This is a genomic window from Neisseria bacilliformis, from assembly GCF_014055025.1.
Classification (GTDB): domain Bacteria; phylum Pseudomonadota; class Gammaproteobacteria; order Burkholderiales; family Neisseriaceae; genus Neisseria; species Neisseria bacilliformis.
This window is the reverse complement of the sequence record NZ_CP059571.1, coordinates 1847256-1865053: the sequence shown is the minus strand read 5'-3', so window position 1 is coordinate 1865053 and position 17798 is coordinate 1847256. Positions and strand designations below refer to the sequence as shown.

19 protein-coding genes are annotated in these 17798 nt (G+C 61.3%); 12 read left to right on the top strand and 7 right to left on the bottom strand.

The genetic code is table 11. From position 1 onward, the window contains the following. The first annotated feature begins 98 nt into the window (after nt 1-98). The 9 genes from rlmN to der all read left to right on the top strand — a co-directional run bounded on the left by rlmN (nt 99) and on the right by der (nt 8657). Nucleotides 99-1187, top strand: coding sequence for a dual-specificity RNA methyltransferase RlmN (rlmN, locus tag H3L91_RS09095; protein WP_007343483.1), 1089 nt, complete (start codon nt 99-101; stop codon nt 1185-1187). 9 nt (nt 1188-1196) lie between these two features. Then, complete coding sequence (pilW, locus tag H3L91_RS09090; RefSeq protein ID WP_007343482.1) at nt 1197-1955, top strand: type IV pilus biogenesis/stability protein PilW; 759 nt, start codon at nt 1197-1199, stop codon at nt 1953-1955. Nucleotides 1956-1960: 5 nt separating this feature from the next. Beyond that, the gene (locus tag H3L91_RS09085; RefSeq protein WP_007343481.1) at nt 1961-2794 is read left to right on the top strand and encodes a helix-turn-helix domain-containing protein; all 834 of its coding nucleotides are present in this window, start codon (nt 1961-1963) and stop codon (nt 2792-2794) included. A gap of 12 nt (nt 2795-2806) precedes the next feature. Next, nucleotides 2807-4072 carry a flavodoxin-dependent (E)-4-hydroxy-3-methylbut-2-enyl-diphosphate synthase gene (ispG, locus tag H3L91_RS09080; RefSeq protein ID WP_007343480.1) on the top strand — a complete coding sequence of 422 codons (1266 nt, stop codon included), beginning with the start codon at nt 2807-2809 and terminating at the stop codon, nt 4070-4072. 57 nt (nt 4073-4129) lie between these two features. Then, nucleotides 4130-4510, top strand: coding sequence for a hypothetical protein (locus tag H3L91_RS09075; protein WP_007343479.1), 381 nt, complete (start codon nt 4130-4132; stop codon nt 4508-4510). Between the two features lie 82 nt (nt 4511-4592). Beyond that, nucleotides 4593-5885: a histidine--tRNA ligase gene (gene hisS, locus H3L91_RS09070; RefSeq protein WP_007343478.1), complete on the top strand. Its 1293-nt coding sequence runs from the start codon at nt 4593-4595 to the stop codon at nt 5883-5885. After that, complete coding sequence (locus H3L91_RS09065) at nt 5886-6515, top strand: YfgM family protein (protein ID WP_007343477.1); 630 nt, start codon at nt 5886-5888, stop codon at nt 6513-6515. Between the two features lie 158 nt (nt 6516-6673). Beyond that, nucleotides 6674-7099: a hypothetical protein gene (locus H3L91_RS09060; RefSeq protein ID WP_007343476.1), complete on the top strand. Its 426-nt coding sequence runs from the start codon at nt 6674-6676 to the stop codon at nt 7097-7099. Between the two features lie 85 nt (nt 7100-7184). Further along, the gene (der, locus tag H3L91_RS09055; RefSeq protein ID WP_007343475.1) at nt 7185-8657 is read left to right on the top strand and encodes a ribosome biogenesis GTPase Der; all 1473 of its coding nucleotides are present in this window, start codon (nt 7185-7187) and stop codon (nt 8655-8657) included. Between the two features lie 655 nt (nt 8658-9312). Here der and H3L91_RS09050 read toward each other — a convergent pair. The 6 genes from H3L91_RS09050 to H3L91_RS09025 all read right to left on the bottom strand — a co-directional run bounded on the left by H3L91_RS09050 (nt 9313) and on the right by H3L91_RS09025 (nt 14208). Next, nucleotides 9313-9837 carry a C40 family peptidase gene (locus tag H3L91_RS09050; RefSeq protein WP_007343473.1) on the bottom strand — a complete coding sequence of 175 codons (525 nt, stop codon included), beginning with the start codon at nt 9835-9837 and terminating at the stop codon, nt 9313-9315. A 465-nt stretch (nt 9838-10302) separates the two neighbouring features. After that, a complete protein-coding gene (locus H3L91_RS09045) occupies nt 10303-11037 on the bottom strand; it encodes a toxin-antitoxin system YwqK family antitoxin (RefSeq protein ID WP_007343471.1) in 735 nt (244 codons plus the stop codon). Then, nucleotides 11034-12383, bottom strand: a complete 1350-nt coding sequence (locus tag H3L91_RS09040; protein ID WP_007343470.1) for an aldehyde dehydrogenase family protein — start codon at nt 12381-12383, stop codon at nt 11034-11036. The genes H3L91_RS09045 and H3L91_RS09040 overlap by 4 nt, the downstream gene beginning before the upstream one ends. 71 nt (nt 12384-12454) lie before the next feature. Beyond that, nucleotides 12455-12922 (bottom strand): lysozyme inhibitor LprI family protein, encoded by a 468-nt coding sequence (locus H3L91_RS09035; protein ID WP_007343469.1) that lies wholly within the window; start codon nt 12920-12922, stop codon nt 12455-12457. 74 nt (nt 12923-12996) lie between these two features. After that, nucleotides 12997-13584: an XAC2610-related protein gene (locus tag H3L91_RS09030; RefSeq protein WP_007343468.1), complete on the bottom strand. Its 588-nt coding sequence runs from the start codon at nt 13582-13584 to the stop codon at nt 12997-12999. Nucleotides 13585-13656: 72 nt separating this feature from the next. Next, complete coding sequence (locus H3L91_RS09025) at nt 13657-14208, bottom strand: XAC2610-related protein (protein WP_007343467.1); 552 nt, start codon at nt 14206-14208, stop codon at nt 13657-13659. A gap of 250 nt (nt 14209-14458) precedes the next feature. Here H3L91_RS09025 and cysT point away from each other — a divergent pair, with 250 nt between their 5' ends. Genes cysT through H3L91_RS09010 form a run of 3 tightly spaced genes read left to right on the top strand, consistent with a single transcriptional unit; the run spans nt 14459 to nt 17195 of the window. Next, nucleotides 14459-15286 carry a sulfate ABC transporter permease subunit CysT gene (cysT, locus tag H3L91_RS09020; RefSeq protein WP_007343465.1) on the top strand — a complete coding sequence of 276 codons (828 nt, stop codon included), beginning with the start codon at nt 14459-14461 and terminating at the stop codon, nt 15284-15286. Then, nucleotides 15283-16134, top strand: coding sequence for a sulfate ABC transporter permease subunit CysW (cysW, locus tag H3L91_RS09015; protein WP_007343464.1), 852 nt, complete (start codon nt 15283-15285; stop codon nt 16132-16134). Before cysT ends, cysW begins: the two co-directional genes overlap by 4 nt. After that, on the top strand, nt 16131-17195 hold the full coding sequence (locus tag H3L91_RS09010) for a sulfate/molybdate ABC transporter ATP-binding protein (RefSeq protein ID WP_007343463.1): 1065 nt from the start codon (nt 16131-16133) through the stop codon (nt 17193-17195). Before cysW ends, H3L91_RS09010 begins: the two co-directional genes overlap by 4 nt. A 130-nt stretch (nt 17196-17325) precedes the next feature. On the opposite strand, the gene H3L91_RS09005 is transcribed toward H3L91_RS09010, so the two are convergent. Next, nucleotides 17326-17757 carry a hypothetical protein gene (locus H3L91_RS09005; protein ID WP_007343462.1) on the bottom strand — a complete coding sequence of 144 codons (432 nt, stop codon included), beginning with the start codon at nt 17755-17757 and terminating at the stop codon, nt 17326-17328. Nucleotides 17758-17798 lie beyond the last annotated feature (41 nt).

Genomic DNA, 17798 nt, shown 5'->3' with positions numbered 1-17798 from the left:
GTTAACGTAAGGCCGTCTGAAAAACAATAAAAAGGCATCGGGCACACCCGCAAGATGCCTTACTTTAACGGTTTGGATAAGTCGTTATTAAAAAATATATGAAAAACAATCTGCTGAATTACGATTTGAAAACCCTGACGGAATGGTTCGCCGAAATGGGCGAGCGTCCCTTCCGTGCAAAACAGGTCATGCGCTGGATGCATTGGGGCGGCGCGGCGGACTTTGCCGAGATGACCGATCTGGCCAAATCGTTGCGCGCCAAGCTGGAAGAGCATGCCTGTGTCGGCGCGCCCGCCCTGATGGCGTCGCAGGAATCGCGCGACGGCACGCGCAAATGGCTGCTGGACGTCGGCACCGGAAACGGCGTGGAAACCGTGTTTATCCCCGAATCGGAACGCGGCACGCTCTGTATTTCGTCGCAAGTGGGCTGCGCTTTGGAGTGTACGTTTTGCTCGACCGGCAGGCAGGGTTTCAACCGCAATCTGACCACCGCCGAAATCGTCGGCCAGCTTTGGTGGGCGAACAAAGCCTTGGGCGCAACGCCAAAAGACGAGCGCGTGATTTCCAATGTGGTCATGATGGGCATGGGCGAGCCGCTGGCGAATTACGACAATGTCGTCCGCTCGCTGTCGGTGATGCTGGACGACCACGGCTACGGGCTCAGCCGCCGCCGCGTTACCGTGTCCACATCCGGCATGGTGCCGCAGATGGACAGGTTGAAAGAAGACATGCCGGTTGCGCTGGCCGTGTCGCTGCACGCCTCCAACGACCATGTGCGCGACCAAATCGTGCCTTTGAACAAAAAATATCCGTTAAAAGATTTGATGGCGGCATGCAGGCGGTATCTTGTGAAAGCCCCGCGCGATTTCGTTACGTTTGAATATGTGATGCTCGACGGCGTCAACGATAAGGCGGAACACGCGCGCGAACTGTTGAAATTGGTGGAAGACGTACCCTGCAAATTCAACCTGATACCTTTCAATCCGTTTCCCCATTCCGGCTATGAGCGTTCGTCTGCCGAGAATATCCGTATTTTCAGAGACATATTGCAACAGGCCGGCTTCGTGGTTACCGTGCGCAAAACGCGCGGCGACGACATAGACGCGGCATGCGGCCAGCTGGCAGGTCAGGTAAAAGACAAAACCCGCCGCCAGCAGAAATGGCAGCAGTTGCTGGTTCAACAATAAGGTGTGGACATGAAACATTTTTGGAAAGCAGCATTATTGGCATGCGTGTTGAGCGCGTGCGGCGGAACTTCGGTAAAACAGCCGAGCAGGCAGGAGCGCACCGAAGAAATCTCGCGCATCAAAACACAGCTGGCAGCCGAATATATGAATGCGAAAGACTACCGGCTGGCCGTTACCACCATTGAAGAGGCTTTGCAGGCCGACCGCAAAAATTCCATCGCCTGGCTGATGCGCGCGCAGATTTACCAGTTTCTCAAAGTGAACGACAAGGCGGATGCCAGCTTCCATGAGGCATTGCGTTTGCAGCCGGACAGCGCGGAAATCAACAACAACTACGGCTGGTTTTTGTGCAGCGTGATGAACAATCCCAACGCGGCCATTCCCTATTTCGACAAGGCTTTGTCCGACCCCACCTATCCCGCGCCCCAAGTCGCCTATATGAACAAAGGCATTTGCAGCGCGAAAATGGGGCAGTATTCGCTGGCGCAGGCTTATTTGGAAAGAGGCATTGCCGCCGCGCCGGACTTCATGCCGCTGCGCAAAGAGCTGGCGCGCACCAAAATGCTGGCTGGACAGATTAAAGAGGCGGACAAACTGTTCCGCCAGTACCAAAGCCAGGTGGACAATCTGGATGCCGGCGACCTGCTGCTGGGATGGCAGCTTGCGCGGGCAACCGGCAGCTCGCAGGCGGCTTACGAATATGAAGCGCAGCTGCGGGCGAATTACCCCTATTCGGAAGAGTTGCAAACCATTTTGGCAGGACACTGAAACAAATGAGCGAGAATATGGAAAACCAAGTGTCGGCGAATCCTGCCGGAGAATTCGGCAGACTGCTGCGCACGCAGCGCGAAAGCAAGGGACTGTCCATCGGCGAAGTGGCGGAACGTCTGAAACTCTCGGCCAAGCAAATCGAAGCGTTTGAGGCCGGGAATTACGAAAGCATGCCGGAATCCGTGTTTGTCAGAGGGTTTTTGCGCACTTACGGCAGATTTCTTGATTTGGACGACGCGGTCGTCTCATCGCATCTCGACCGCATCATGCCCGCTTCCGGCGTGCGCAGCCGCGCACCGGAGGCCGACCGGCAGGGAGGTTTGAATTTTCAAAATCAAAAAACCGGCAGACAGTTTCCGACGTGGATTTTCGGCCTGCTGCTGATTGCCGCCATCGGCGCGGGCGTTTATGCCTGGCAGGGCAAATCCCAGGAAGAAAACAACAGGCAGACCACCGCCAGCGAAGCCGGCGCAGGCTTGGGGCAGGTGGCCACGCCGAATATTGACACCGCCAATGTTTCCGTCGTGCCGATGCAGGCCGCCGCCTCGGCAGCTTCCCAGCCGGAAGAGGCGGCAGCCGACACCGGCGCTGCGGCAGGCGAGCTGCTGCTTAAAATCCGCTACCGTTCGATGCTGGTCGTCAAAGACAAAACCGGCAAAGAGCTGCTGCACCGCATTGTGCCGGCCAACAGCGAACACCGTTTTTCCGGCGGCGCGCCCTATCAGGTTTCAATCGGCATCGCCCGAGGGGCGCAGGCCGCCTATGGTTCGCAAACCATCAATCTTGCCGATCATATGACCGACAAAAAATCAGCCTCGTTCAGTGCCGGCAATTAAAAAACAAACAATATGAACACACCATCGCGCCGCCAGACACACCAGGTCAAAATCGACCACATCACCGTAGGTTCAGAATCCCCCGTCGTTGTCCAATCCATGACCAACACCGACACCGCCGATGCTGCGGCCACTGCCGCGCAGGTTAGGGAGCTGAGCGAAGCCGGTTCGGAAATGGTGCGGATTACGGTAAACAATCCCGACTCCGCCGCCAAAGTGGCCGAAATCCGGCAACGCTTGGACGACATGGGCTGCAACACGCCGCTGGTCGGCGATTTCCATTTCAACGGCGAACGGCTGCTGGCCGAATTTCCCGAATGCGGCAGGGCACTTTCCAAATACCGCATCAACCCGGGCAATGTCGGCAAAGGCGCGAAAGGCGACGAGAAATTCGCCTTTATGATCCGCACAGCGGCGGAAAACGGCAAAGCGGTACGCATCGGCGTCAACTGGGGTTCGCTCGACCAAAGCCTGGCCAAACGCATGATGGATGCCAATCTGGCATCGCCTGCGCCGCAGCCCCCCGAAGCCGTGATGAAGGAAGCTTTGATTGTTTCTGCGCTCGAATCGGCGGAAAAAGCCGTCGCGCTGGGTTTGCCGGAAGACAAAATCATCCTGTCGTGCAAAGTCAGCGCGGTGCAGGATCTGATACAGGTTTACCGCGAACTTGCCGCCCGCTGCCGCTATCCGCTGCATCTGGGGCTGACCGAAGCGGGCATGGGCAGCAAAGGCATCGTCGCTTCCACCGCCGCCTTGTCCGTATTGTTGCAGGAGGGTATCGGCGACACCATCCGCATCTCGCTGACGCCCGAACCCGGCACCTCGCGCACGCAGGAAGTGGTGGTGGCGCAGGAAATCTTGCAGACCATGGGCTTGCGCTCGTTTACACCCATGGTTACCGCCTGCCCCGGCTGCGGCCGCACCACCAGCACCGTGTTTCAGGAATTGGCGCAGGACATCCAGCGGTATCTGCGCGAGCAGATGATCGTTTGGCGTTTGCAGTATCCGGGTGTGGAAAACCTGAATGTGGCGGTGATGGGCTGCGTGGTGAACGGCCCGGGCGAGAGCAAGCTGGCCGACATCGGCATCAGCCTGCCGGGCACAGGCGAAACGCCGATTGCGCCGGTTTATGTGGACGGCGAGCGCAAAGTTACCCTCAAAGGCGACAATCTGGCAGCGGAATTTTTGGCGATCGTGTGCGAATACGTCGAAACCAACTACGGCGAAAACGGCAGAAAGCGCGACCGCAGCCGCATCATCCCGATTCAGACGGCCTGAACGTCCGAACAAGCAAAAAGGCCGTCTGAAAAAGCACAATAAACAAGAGAACACCATATGAAACACGACCTGCGGGAACTCCTCTTGCTGCTGTATCTGAAAAACAACCCCAAGCTGGCGCACCAGATATACATTTACTCCTACCTCGGCATCACCGACGCAGTGCACAACCCCTTCCAGTTTGTCAGCGCGGATCTGCCGCCAAACATGAGAAAAAGCGTCATCCTGCAAAACATCCCCGCCGGCGAAATGCTGCAAGCCTTTATCTCGCCGATAGAGGGCGGCGGATACGAAATCGAAAACTCGGTGATTTACGGCAACAAAGCCGGCGTGCTGGTCGAAATCGGCCTCGACAAAAGCAAAATCGACCGCTCCGGAAAATACAAACAGTTCCAGCAGCTTGCCGACAGCATGCTGCGCCAGTACCGCGATTTCTGAATCCGCCGCACCCTCTTTTCAGACGGCCTCTGCATACCATCAGGCCGTCTGAAAAACGTTTCAACAGAAAGCCATACGATTTATGGGACAAAAAATCCAAGCCGTCAAAGGCATGAACGACCTGCTGCCCGCAGAACAGAAAGATTTCAAACTCAGCTCCGCCTTCTGGCAGGCGTTTGAAGACACCGTCGTCCGCTGGACACGCCGTTTCGGATACAGCCAGATCCGCACGCCGATTGTCGAGCAGACCGGCCTGTTCGTGCGCTCCATCGGCGAAGAAACCGACGTGGTCGGCAAAGAAATGTACACCTTCGCCGATTCCAATGACACGCTCAGCCTCAGCCTGCGCCCCGAAGGCACCGCCTCCTGCCTGCGCGCCGTGGTCGAACACAACCTGCTGTACAACAGTCCGCAGAAACTCTGGTACATGGGGCCGATGTTCCGCCGCGAACGGCCGCAGAAAGGCCGCTACCGCCAGTTCCACCAAGTCGGCGTGGAGGCCTTGGGCTTTGACGGCCCCGACGTCGATGCCGAAATGATCGCCATGTGCGCCGACCTGTGGCGCGAACTCGGCATAGCCGGCGAGCTGACGCTGGAAATCAACAGCCTGGGCAACCGGGAAGAGCGCGCCGCCCACCGCGCCGCGCTGGTGGCCTACCTGCAAACGCACGAAAACACGCTGGACGACGACAGCCGCCGCCGCATGCACACCAACCCACTGCGCGTGCTCGACAGCAAAAACCCCGCCTTGCAGGACATCTGCAACGCCGCCCCGCACCTCTCCGACTACCTCGGCGCAGACTCGCTGGCGCACTACACCGGCTTCAAACGCCTGCTGGACGCGCAGGGCATTGCCTACACCGAAAACCCCCGCCTCGTGCGCGGCCTCGACTACTACAACCTCACCGTTTTCGAGTGGACGACCGACAAACTCGGCGCGCAGGCCACCGTCTGCGGCGGCGGCCGCTACAACGGTCTGATCGGCGAACTCGGCGGCAAAGACGCCCCCGCCATCGGATTTGCCATGGGCATCGAACGCCTGCTGCTGCTGGTGCGCGAATACGGCCGTCTGAAAACCGAAGCCGCGCCCGACATCTACCTCATGCAGCAGGAAGAAGGGCAGGCGGCGGCCATGCGCTGCGCCACCCTGCTGCGCGCGGCGGGTTTCAACGTCTTGCAGCACAGCGGTGCCCAGAGCCTGAAAAACCAAATGAAAAAAGCCGACGCCAGCGGCGCGCGCTTTGCAGTGATTGTCGGCGCAAGCGAAGCGGAGCAGGGCGCGGCCACCCTCAAAGACATGCAGGGCTGGAACGGGCAGCAAACCGTTGCCGCCGCCGCGCTCCCCGAACTCATCAACCAATGGAAGAACGCATAAATGGCCGCGCATATCGACGAACAACAGGAACTTGAAAACTTCAAATATTTCTGGCGCAACTGGGGACGCTGGCTGTTTGCCCTGCTGATTGCCGGCGCGGCGGCCTACTTCGCCTGGGTCATGTACCAGCAGCACCAAAAAACCAAAAACGGCGAAGCCGCCGCCGCCCTGGCCGCGCTGGTCGGCAAAGCGCAAAACAGCAAAGACGACAAAGCCGTGCAGGCCGACCTCTCCGGATTGCAACAAAACTACCCGTCCAGCATCGCCGCCGCCCAAGCCACCATGATGGTGGCCGCCGACGCCTTCGACAAAGGCCGCTACGACGAAGCCGAAAAACAGCTTTCATGGGTGCTGCAAAACCAAAAAGAGCCGTTCGTCCAAGCCCTCGCCGTCCAGCGGCTCGCCACCGTGCAGATGCAGCAGAAAAAATACGACGCCGCCCTCGCCACGCTGAACACCCCGACCGACCCCGCCTTTGCCGCCGCCATCGACGAAACGCGCGGCGACGTGTACGGCGCGCAGGGCAAAGCCAAAGAAGCAGCCGCCGCCTACGCGCAGGCTTTGGACAAAACCCCGCAGGACGCCCCCGGCCGCCCGCTGCTGCAACTGAAAGCCGACACCGCCCAATAAAGCAGACACAGGCCGTCCCCGCCTGCACGGGGATGACGTTTCTGAAACACAGTTTCGGCGCAGCCAAAACCGCCGCCGTTTCCGTCCGCCAAATTTTGCGGGCTTTTCAGACGGCCTCACCGTGATTTTTTATCGCAACAAACCACAAGGAGATACCGATGAAACTTCCCCTCATGCTGATGCTCGGCAGCGGCATCCTGCTGGCCGGCTGCCAAAGCGGCCCGTCGCTGGGTACCGGCGGTACGGAGCTGGCAGACATCCGCCACGTCTGCATCCTTGCCCGTCCGCAGGCCAAAGACCCGAATCCCGAATTAAAGGCAGAGATTGCCGCCGCCCTCAACAAATACGGCATCAGCAGCGAAACCGTCGATGTCGATACCCAACGGCAGCGGCTGTACGAACCCGACTGCCGTTACAACCTGCGCTACAACACCAGCGGCAAAGGCAACGGCACCAACTATATTGCCCTGCTCATCCGCACCCCCGAACACTCGGTCGCCAGCCTGCGCGCCTATCCCGATTTCAAACGCGGCCGCCAGGCGGAAATCGACCGCATCATCGGCCAACTGTTAAACAAAAAATAAACCGTAAGGCCGTCTGAAAAGCGCGGCTTCGGCGCGGCAAAAACCGAACCCCACTTTTTCAGATGGCCTGTATAAAAAGCAAAGCATGAAACCAACCATCGCCCTCGTGGGCAGGCCGAACGTCGGCAAATCCACCCTCTTCAACCGCCTCACCCGCAGCAAAGACGCCCTCGTGCACGACCTGCCCGGCCTCACCCGCGACCGCCACTACGGCCACGGCCGCCTCGGCAGCAAACCCTACCTCGTCATCGACACCGGCGGCTTCGAGCCCGTTGTAGACAGCGGCATCCTGCACGAAATGGCCAAACAAACCTTGCAGGCCGTGGACGAAGCCGACGCCGTCGTGTTTCTGGTGGACGCCCGCACCGGCCTCACTCCGCAGGACAAAATCATCGCCGACCGCCTGCGCCAAAGCCCCCGCCCCGTCTATCTGGCCGTCAATAAAGGCGAAGGCGGGCGGCACGACGTGCTGGCCGCCGAATTCTACGAACTCGCGCTGGGCGAGCCGCGCGTCATCTCCGGCGCGCACGGCGACGGCGTCTACCACCTCATCGAAGACATCCTCGACAGTTTCCCCGACGCGCAGGAAGAAACCGCCACCGAAAAACACCCCGTCTTCGCCGTCATCGGCCGCCCCAACGTCGGCAAATCCACGCTGGTAAACGCCATCCTCGGCGAAGAGCGCGTGATTGCGTTCGACATGGCCGGCACCACCCGCGACAGCATCCACATCGACTTCGAGCGCGAGGGCAAACCCTTCACCATCATCGACACCGCCGGCGTGCGCCGCCGCGGCAAAGTGGATGAAGCCGTGGAAAAATTCTCCGTCATCAAAGCCATGCAGGCCGTGGAAGCCTCCAATGTCGCCGTTCTGGTGCTCGACGCGCAGCAGGACATCGCCGACCAGGACGCCACCATCGCCGGCTTCGCCCTCGAAGCAGGCAGGGCACTGGTCGTGGCCGTCAACAAATGGGACGGCATCAGCGAAGAGCGGCGCAACGACATCAAACGCGACATCGCCCGCAAACTCTACTTCCTCGACTTCGCCAAATTCCACTTCATCTCCGCCCTCAAAGAAAAAGGCATCGACGGCCTGTTCGACAGCATCCAGGCGGCCTACGACGCGGCCATGATCAAAATGCCGACGCCGAAAATCACCCGCGTGCTGCAAAGCGCGGTCGAACGCCAGCAGCCCCCACGCGCCGGCCTCGTGCGTCCCAAAATGCGCTACGCCCACCAGGGCGGCATGAACCCGCCCGTCATCGTCATCCACGGCAACGCCCTGCAACACATCTCCGAGAGCTACACCCGCTACCTCACGCAGACCTTCCGCAAAGCCTTCCACCTGCAAGGCACGCCGCTGCGCATCCAATACAACGTCGGCGAAAACCCCTACGAAGAAACCGCCGAAAAAACCAAATCCAAACCCCTGCGCCGCGCCACCCTCAGCAACCGCATCGCCAAACGCGAAAACCGCAAGGCCGAAAAAGAGCGCAACAGCGGCGGCAAAAAGAAAAAACGCCAAGTGAGCGTGAAAAAGCAGCAGGGCGGGAAGTAGGCATAACGACTGAGGCCGTCTGAAAATTATTTTTCAGACGGCCTTTTGCTGTTCAGATTCAGGCTTTCTTGAATTTCCCCAAATCCGGTAGCCGTAGGTCGGATGCTTGAATCCGACAATCCGGCAGTTCGGCCGAGAGTGTTTTCCCTTGCGGGAAAATGTCGGATACAAGCATCCGGCCTATGGGTTTTCAGACGGCCTTTGCGGTAGATTGAGTTGCAAACCCGACATTGCCCGAATGTCCGCAAATGTCGGGTCAAACTCCAACCCGCCTTGCTGCGCCAAGATTTCCGCCTGCGTCGGAATGACGCTGTTTGGACGATACGGGATTGCACGGGCTTCAGAGTGTGCCGCAGCGGCGCATGGATATTGCGTCCGACAAACAACAGGCCGTCTGAAAAACAGATTTTGTTTTTCAGACGGCCTGTTGCCGTTTGCGCGGGTGTAGTAGCCGTAGGTCGGATACTTGTATCCGACATTTCCCCGCAGGGGAAAACAGCCACGCCCAAGCCGGATCGTCGGATTCAAGAATCCGACCCACGGCTTTTCAGACGGCTCGGACGGCAAAGAACGCGTACGCGGCTTGCGCCACGCCCTACCTCAATCGGTCGCATTTGCGTTGTTGGTTTAACCATAAGGAAAACCGGCGGCGGATTCAGAAAAACGTTCCTGCTTTGACCAGGCGTTTGGCGTAGTAGGGGGTGCTGAGGCTTTCGGTTTGGACGGTGCTGCCGGAGCGGGGGGCGTGGAGGAATTTGCCGCCGCCGAGGTAGAGGCCGACGTGGGAGATGCCGCGTCCGGAGGTGTTGAAGAAGACGAGGTCGCCGCTTTGCAGTTCGCGGGGGCTGATGGTGCGGCTGGCGGCGGCCATATCGCGGGAGCTGCGCGGCAGGTTGACGCCGATGGCGTTTTTGTAAACGTATTGCACCATGCCGCTGCAATCGAAGCCGGTGTCGCTGCTGCCGCCCCAGCGGTAGGGCGTGCCGACGAGGTCGAGGCTGTGCAGCATGAGTTCCTGTCCGCCGACGGTGCGGCCGATGTGGCTGATGCGGATGGTTTTGGGCGCGGGGGTGCGGGCGGTTTGGGTGCGGGCGGCATGTGTTTTGGGGTGTTTGGGGGCGGTGCCGCAGGCGGCAAGCAGGAGGGCGGCGGCGATGAAGGGGAGGGCGGTGTGTTTCATGGGTATGGCGTGCGGGATGGGAAAGGGGGACTGTATCGGGCGGGCGGTGCGGCGGCAGGCGGGCGGGACGGAAGGTTTTCAGACGGCCTGTGCGGTGCGGGCGGGGGCTTTGAGGCCGTCTGAAAAGCGGGTAGGTCGGGTATTCATGCCCGACATGTTTCAATTTCCTGTGCCTGCCTGTCGGGCATGAATGCCCGACCTACGCATAAGCGGCCGTCTGAAAAGTGCAAAAACGCTTTTTCAGACGGCCTCAAACATAGGAGGAGTGTGCCGTCGGCGGGGTGGGTGGGTTTTGACCCGCCATTTGCGAAAGCCAACATGATTGTGGTGGGTCGAGACCCACCCTACGGCATTGCGCAAAACGGCTGTCGTTTATCCGATAACCGCGTGCGTGGCTGCGCCACACACCCTACCTAACGGCAGAGGCCGTCTGAAAACGTTTTTTCAGACGGCCTCTTGCGCGGGTCAGTATTGGTCGGCGATGAGGCCGTTTTCGTCCCAGACGGTGCGGCTGACGAGTTCGTCGTCGTGGTAGACGGATTCGGATTTTTTCGCGCCGTTGTCGTGCCATTCGAGCATGATGCCGCTGCGTTTTTTGCCGGTGAAGGTGAGTTCGGCGGTGAGGCGGCCTTTTTCGTCCCAGGACACCATTTCGGCGGGTTCGTCGTTTTTCATGAGGACTTCGCTTTTGGGGCTGCCGTCGGGATACCATTGTTTCCATTTGCCGTTGGCTTTGTCGGCGTGGAATTCGATTTCGCTTTCTTTGCGGCCGTTGGGGTAGTAGCGCGCGCCGGTGCCTTCGGTTTTGCCGTTTTTGTAGGGCATGACGGCGGATTTGCCGCCGTTGTTGTACCAGTTGGTCCATTCGCCGTCGGGTTTGCCATTGCGGTAGGGGGCGTGCATTTTTTTGCGGCCGTTGAGGTGCCAGAGGGTGAGGGTGCCATTGTCGAGTTTGGGGACGAACTGGCGGATTTGGGTCAGGGCGGTGCGGTAGGGGTCGGAGTATTTGCGGCGGGAGGGGTAGTAGAAGTCCTGCACGCGGGCACTCGCGCCTTCGGGGGTGTATTCGCGCACGTAGGCGTAGGCGGCGGGCTGGTCGGTGGGGCGGCCTTGTTGGTTGAAGTAGATTTTCTGCGGGGCGGCGGTTGCGGCGGCGGTGCAGAGGGCGAGGGCGGCGAGGGTGAGGTGTGTTGTTTTCATATTTGGTTTTGGCGGTAGGTTTTGATGTTGGCGAATTCGTAGAGGCCGAACTCGGAGAGTTCGCGGCCGTAGCCGGAGTGTTTGACGCCGCCGAAGGGCAGTCGCAGGTCGCTACTGGTGTGGCGGTTGATGCAGACTGCGCCGGTGTGCAGTTTTTCTGCCAGGCGCAGGGCGGCGGTTTCGTCGGCGGTGTAGATGCTCGCGCCCAGGCCGTAGGGGTTGCCGTTGGCGAGGGCGAGGGCGTGTTCTGCGTCGCGGGCGCGAAGGATGGCGGCGGCGGGGCCGAAGAGTTCTTCTTGCGCGGCGGGGCTCTCGGGTGGGACGTGGTCGAGGACGGTGGCGGGGTAGAAGGTGCCTGGCCCGGGGGGGATTTGGCCGCCGCAGAGGAGGGTTGCGCCGCAGGCGAGGGTGTTTTGCACTTGTGTGTGGAGTTTTTGGCGCAGGTCGGCGCGGTGCATGGGGGCGAGGGTGGTGGCGGGGTCGAGGGGATCGCCGTATCGGAGTTTGGCGCATTCGGCGAGGAAGAGGCGGATGAAGGGTTCGGCGATGGGGTCGGTGAGGATGATGCGTTTGGCGGCGTTGCACGATTGGCCGGCGTCGCGGAAGCGGGAGTGGCAGGCGTCGCGGGCGGCCTGCTCCAAATCGGCATCGGGCAGGACGATGAAGGGGTTGCTGCCGCCCAGCTCCAAAACGCTTTTTTTCAGACGGCCTGCGGCGGCGGCGGCGAGAAGGCGGCCGGTGGCGGCGGAGCCGGTAAAGGCGAAGGCGTCGGCTTCGGCGATGGCGTGTTCTACATGTTGGTGGGCGAGCCAGGCGGGGATGAGGGGGAGGGCGTCGCCTATGGTGTCGAACAGGGCGGCGGTGATGCGGGGGACGCTGGGGGCGGGTTTGACGGCGCAGGCGTTGCCCAGGGCGAGGGCGGGGACGGCGAAGCGCAGGATTTGCCAGACGGGGTAGTTCCACGGCATGACGGCGAAGACGACGCCCAGGGGCTCGAAGCGGATTTCGCTGCGGGCGGCGGGGGTGGAGACGCGGCGGGGGGCGAGCAGGGCGGGGGCGGTTTGGGCGCAGTGGCGGACGAGTTCGACGGATTTGGCCAGCTCGGCTTGGCATTCGCGCAGGCAGCGGCCGACTTCTTCGCAGATCATGTGTGCAAGGCGGGGGGCGGCGGCTTCGAGGCGGTCGGCGAAGGTTGCAAGCATGCGGGCGCGTTCGGCGGCTTCGAGCGCGGCGAAGGCGGCCTGTTTTTCGCGCAGGGCGGCGAGGGCGGTTTGAAAATCGGCTGGGGTTTGCGGCGGCCTCTCGTAAAGTGTTGCGCCGCTGAGGATGTGGGTGCTGCGGAACAAGGGCGGGTTCTCCGTGTTGCTGGCGGGTGTTGTTGTTTTCGGAACGGGCGGGCGGGATGCCTGCTGGGGTTTCAGGGCTGCCGCGCGGGCGGTTCTTCGGCTGCGGTGTCGGGCTGTGCCGCACTTGGTTTTTCAGACGGCCTCTGCGGCAGGCTGTCGGCGAGGGCGCGGATTTGTTCGGCGCGGCGGTTGTTCAGCTCGGCTTTGCAGGTGTTGCGGCGGATGTTTTGCGCCGCTGCGGGCGCGCCGGAGAGGGTGGCGGCGAGCTGGCATTGGGCGGCGCGGTATTGTTTGAAGGTGTGGCGGGCGTAAATCATGTATTGGCCTGCGGCGTGCGCGCTTTGCTCGTCCGCGCCCCATGCGGCGAGTTTGTCTGCCAGCTCTTTTTCGGCTGCGAGCAGATTGCGTTTGCTCCGGCTCATTTGCGCTTTGGCGCAGCGGGCGGCGTCGGCGCGGGGCAGTCCGTCGGGGCAGGGCTGTGTTCCGGCGGCGGATGCGGCGGCGGTGTACAACAGCAGCAGGCAGGCGGCGGCGCGCATGGGGTGTCCTTTCGTTTGCGGTTTTGGCTTCGCCGAAGCTGCGCTTTCAGACGGTCTTGGTTTTTCAGACGGCCTTATTTGTGTTTGCCGCCTGTGTGGCTTTTGCGGGCTTTGGCGTTTTTCAGGCGCAGCATCTCCCAGCCGCCGTTTTTCCAGCAGTAGTCGTCGTGGCTGTAATCCATGATGCTGCTTTTGTATTCGACGCGCACGCAGCCTTTGCGGATGACTTTGACGTCGCCGTCGTAGGCGAAGCCTTTGCCGTCGGGGACGGGTTTAAACTGCCGCGTGGCGGGGTCGAACAGATACAGCTCGTCGGCGGTGTTGCCGTAGGCGCCGCTGATCGGCACGGCGATATCGGGATGGCCGTCGCCGTTGTAGTCGGTGCTGACATCGGCCAGCCTGCCGGCTACGTCTGCCAGTTTGAGACCGCCGACGGAAGACGGAACGACGCTTTCGGAGGTGATTTGCACTTTGCCGGTTTGTTTGTCGGTGATTTTCAGCCGGTAGCCGTTTTCGGGCAGGATTTGCGCTTCGACGGTAAAGGGAAAGCTGTCCGGCGTGGCGACGGCGTGGGTTTCGACAACAGTGTCGTCGGTAGGCGCGTCGGCGGCGAAAGACGGAAGGGCGGCGGCTAAGAGCAGGGTGGGGATGAAATGTTTCATAGTGTCCTTTCGCGATGGGCTTTCAGACGGCCTTTTACCATCCGGCAACAGGCCGTCTGAAAAACGGTTGGCTTATTTATGGCGTGCTTTGGCTGCTTTGTGCGCTTTGGCGTTGTTCGGGCGCTGTAATTGCCAGCCGCCGTTTTTCCAGCAGTAGTCGTCCTGCGAGTAATCCCTGGCGCTGTTTTTGTAATCGATGCGCACGCAGCCTTTGCGGATGATTTCGACGCTGCCGGTGTGGGCAAAGTCTTTGCCCTCGGGCACGGGCTCGAACTGCCGTGTGGCGGGGTTGAAGAGGTACAGATCGTCGGCGGGCAGGGTGTAGCCGCCGATTACGCGTACAGCGATGTCGGGATGGCCGTCGCCGTTGTAGTCGCGGATGTCGACCGGGCTGCCGGTGTTGCCTTGAATGTAGCCGGGGAAGATGACGATGTCTTCGATGATTTGCGCTTTGCCGGTTTTGCGGTCGGTGATTTTCACTTGGTAGGTGTTTTCGGAGAGGATTTGGGTTTCGACGGCGAAGGGGAAACCGGCGGGGGCTTGGGCGGGGATGGCGCGGAGGGTATCGGCGGCGAAGGTATGGGCGGCGGCGGAGAGCAGCAGGGCGGGGAGGAGGCGTTTCATGTCTGTCCTTTCGGTTTGGTTGGTTTTTCAGACGGCCTCGACGGCAAACCGCGCAGAGGCCGTCTGAAAAAACGCGATGATACGCTGTTTGCGGTTCGGAATGAATCCGTGCGGGCGGCGGCGGATTGTACTGCGGACGGGCGGCGGCAAATATAACCAATCCGTCTTAACATACAACCAGCCGTTCCTTGGTTTTTCAGACGGCCTCCGATAGAGTGGCGGCCTGTTTTTATCCTGCGGAAACCTGTTTATGCGCCTGCTCAAAACCCCTACCGTGCTGCCCGGCTTCAACATCAGCCTGGGGATAACCGTGCTGTGTCTGTCGCTTTTGGTGGTGCTGCCCTTTGCCATGATGGCGGTGTCGGCGGCGCAGGCGGGTTTTGCCGCGTGGCTGGACACGGTGTCCGAGCCGCGCGTGCTCTCGGCGGTGTGGCTGACGCTGAAAATGTCGCTGCTGGCCACGCTGGCCAATGTGGTGTTCGGCACGCTCACGGCCTGGGTGCTGGTGCGCTACGAGTTTCCCGGCCGCGCGCTGGCCAACGCGCTGGTGGATCTGCCCTTCGCGCTGCCCACGGCGGTTACCGGCATCGCGTTGGCCACGGTGTACGCGCCGGGCGGCTGGCTGGGGCGGCTGTTTCCCTTCAAAATCGCCTTCACGCCTTTGGGCATCTGGATTGCGCTGGTGTTTGTCAGCCTGCCGTTCGTGGTGCGCGCAGTGCAGCCGGTGCTGGAAGAATTGTCGGGCGAATACGAGGAGGCGGCGGCCACGCTGGGCGCAAACCGCTTCACCGTGTTCCGCCGCGTGCTGCTGCCGGAAATGCTGCCCGCGCTGCTGATGGGGGCGGGGATGATGTTCGCGCGGGCGACCGGCGAATACGGCTCGGTGATCTTTATCGCGGGCAACGTGCCCAAAGTGTCGGAAATCCTGCCGCTGATCATCATCGGCAAGCTCGAACAGTATGACGTGCAGGGCGCGTCGGCCGTGGCCCTGTTTATGCTGCTGATTTCCTTCGCCATCCTGATGGCTTTAAACATCGGCCAGTGGGCGCTCGGCCGCCGCGCGGGAGCGAAAGCATGAAGCCCAATCCGAACATCACCGAACCGCGCCTTCTGCAATGGCTGCTCACCGCCGCCGCGCTGCTGTTTTTGGCCGTGATGCTGGTCGTGCCGCTGGCGGCGGTGTTCGCCGAAGCCCTCAAAGGCGGCTGGCGGCTCTATTTCGCCGCCCTCGCCGACCCCGAAGCCCTCGACGCGGTAAAACTCACCCTGCTCACCGCCGCCGTGGTCGTGCCCGTCAACGCCGTATTGGGCATCGCCGCCGCCTGGCTGCTCACCCGCTTCGACTTTCGCGGCAAACAGCTCCTCACCACCCTGCTCGATCTGCCCTTTTCCGTGTCGCCCGTGGTCGCCGGCCTGATGTTCGTGCTGCTTTTCGGCGCGCACACCGCCTTCGGCGGCTGGCTCGAAGCCCACGGCATACAGATTATCTTCGCCATCCCCGGCATCATCTTGGCCACCCTGTTCGTAACCTTCCCCTTCGTCGCCCGCGAACTCATCCCGCTGATGCAGGCGCAGGGCGACAGCGAAGAACAAGCCGCGCTGATTCTCGGCGCCAGCGGCTGGCAAATGTTTTGGCGCGTTACCCTGCCCAACATCAAATGGGCGCTGCTCTACGGCATCATCCTCACCAACGCCCGTGCAATGGGCGAATTCGGCGCGGTCAGCGTGGTATCGGGACACATACGCGGCGAAACCAACACCATTCCGCTCCTGGTCGAAATCCTCTATAACGAATACAACTTCACCGCCGCCTTCGCCCTCTCCGGCCTGCTCGCCCTGCTGGCCCTCGCCACCCTCGCCGTGCAACACCTCATCGCCAAAATCCAGGCGCGCAAACTCGCCGCCGCGCAAAGGAACGAACCATGAGCATCACCATCGAACACATCAGCAAACACTTCGGCGCGTTCCACGCCCTGAACAACATCTCCCTCACCGCCCCCACCGGCCACCTCACCTCCCTGCTCGGCCCCTCCGGCTGTGGCAAAACCACCCTGCTGCGCATCATCGCCGGCCTCGAAAACGCCGACAGCGGCCGGATTTTGTTCGACGGCCAAGACGTTACCGCCAAACACGTGCGCGAACGCAAAGTCGGCTTCGTCTTCCAGCACTACGCCCTGTTCCGCCACATGACCGTGGCCGACAACATCGCCTTCGGCCTCACCGTCCGCCCCAAATCCCAACGCCCGCCCAAAGAACAAATCCGCGCCAAAGTGGCCGAACTGCTGCAACTCGTGCGCCTGCCCCGCCTCGCCGACGCCTACCCCCACCAACTCTCCGGTGGCCAACGCCAGCGCATCGCCCTCGCCCGCGCCCTTGCCGTCGAACCCAAACTGCTGCTGCTGGACGAACCCTTCGGCGCGCTCGATGCCAAAGTGCGCAAAGAGCTGCGCGCCTGGCTGCGCGACATCCACCACCAGCTCGGCATCACCAGCATCCTTGTAACCCACGACCAAGAAGAAGCCCTCGAAGTGTCCGACCAAATCGTCGTCATGAACCACGGCCGCATCGAACAGACCGGCAGCGCGGACGACATCTACCTGCGCCCAAAAAACGCCTTCGTAACCGAATTCCTCGGCCACACCGAAGCCTTTGAAGGCCGCATCGGACAAGGCGCGTGGCATTACGGCGGCTACACCCGTGCCCTCGACGGCAAATGGCAGGAACAGACCGCCACCGCCTACATCCGCCCGCACGAATGGCAGATCGAGAGCGAAAAACCCATGCTGCGCGGCACCATCCGCGCCCTGCACCACGCCGGCGCACTCGCCCGCCTCACCATAGAAACCGCCGACGGCCGCCGCATCCGCGCCGACCTCCCCGCCGCCGAAGCCGCCCGCCTCAACCTGCAAACCGGCCAAACCCTGCCCATCGCCCCCCGCCAGATATACGTCTTCGGCCAAAGCGAACTCATCGACTTCGCCATCTGACCGCTTTCAGACGGCCTCTACCGCTTTGTAGGGTGTGTGGCGCAAGCCACGCACGCGGTCTTCTGCGGCCGTTCGGGCAGGGTGTGTCGCCCCGAGGCGACGCACGCGTTTTCTGTGCAGCAGCGGATGTTTACACGGCAGGGAAACGAAAGAGGCCGTCTGAAAACTGCGCTTTCAGACGGCCTATTGGTAATATTCGGCAAGGCGCGCGGCTGCTTTGTTCGGCCTGCTCGGTTACGGCGGCAAGGTCTTGCAGCGAAAGGTCAAAATACTGCGGCGTGGCGGCGGGGGCGTCGGGTTGGTAGTTTTTTACCAGCTCGGCCAGATGCGGCGGCAGGGTTTCGGCCGCCTGCGCGGCTTGGTAGGCAAGATAAGCGGCTTGGTATTTGTAGTAACCGTCGTATTGCTGTTGAGCCTGTCGCAGCAGGGTTTTGCCGTCGGGCTGTTCGGTTTGGTCGGGGGCTTGGCTGGGGCTGGCGGTCATGGCGGGCGGCTCGTGGATGTTTAGATTGGAATCGGTGCAGGCGGCGAGCAGGATAAGGGCTGTGATTAGGGGGCGCATGGGGTTTTCTTTCGGGCGGGGCGGCTTTGATGCCGTCTGAA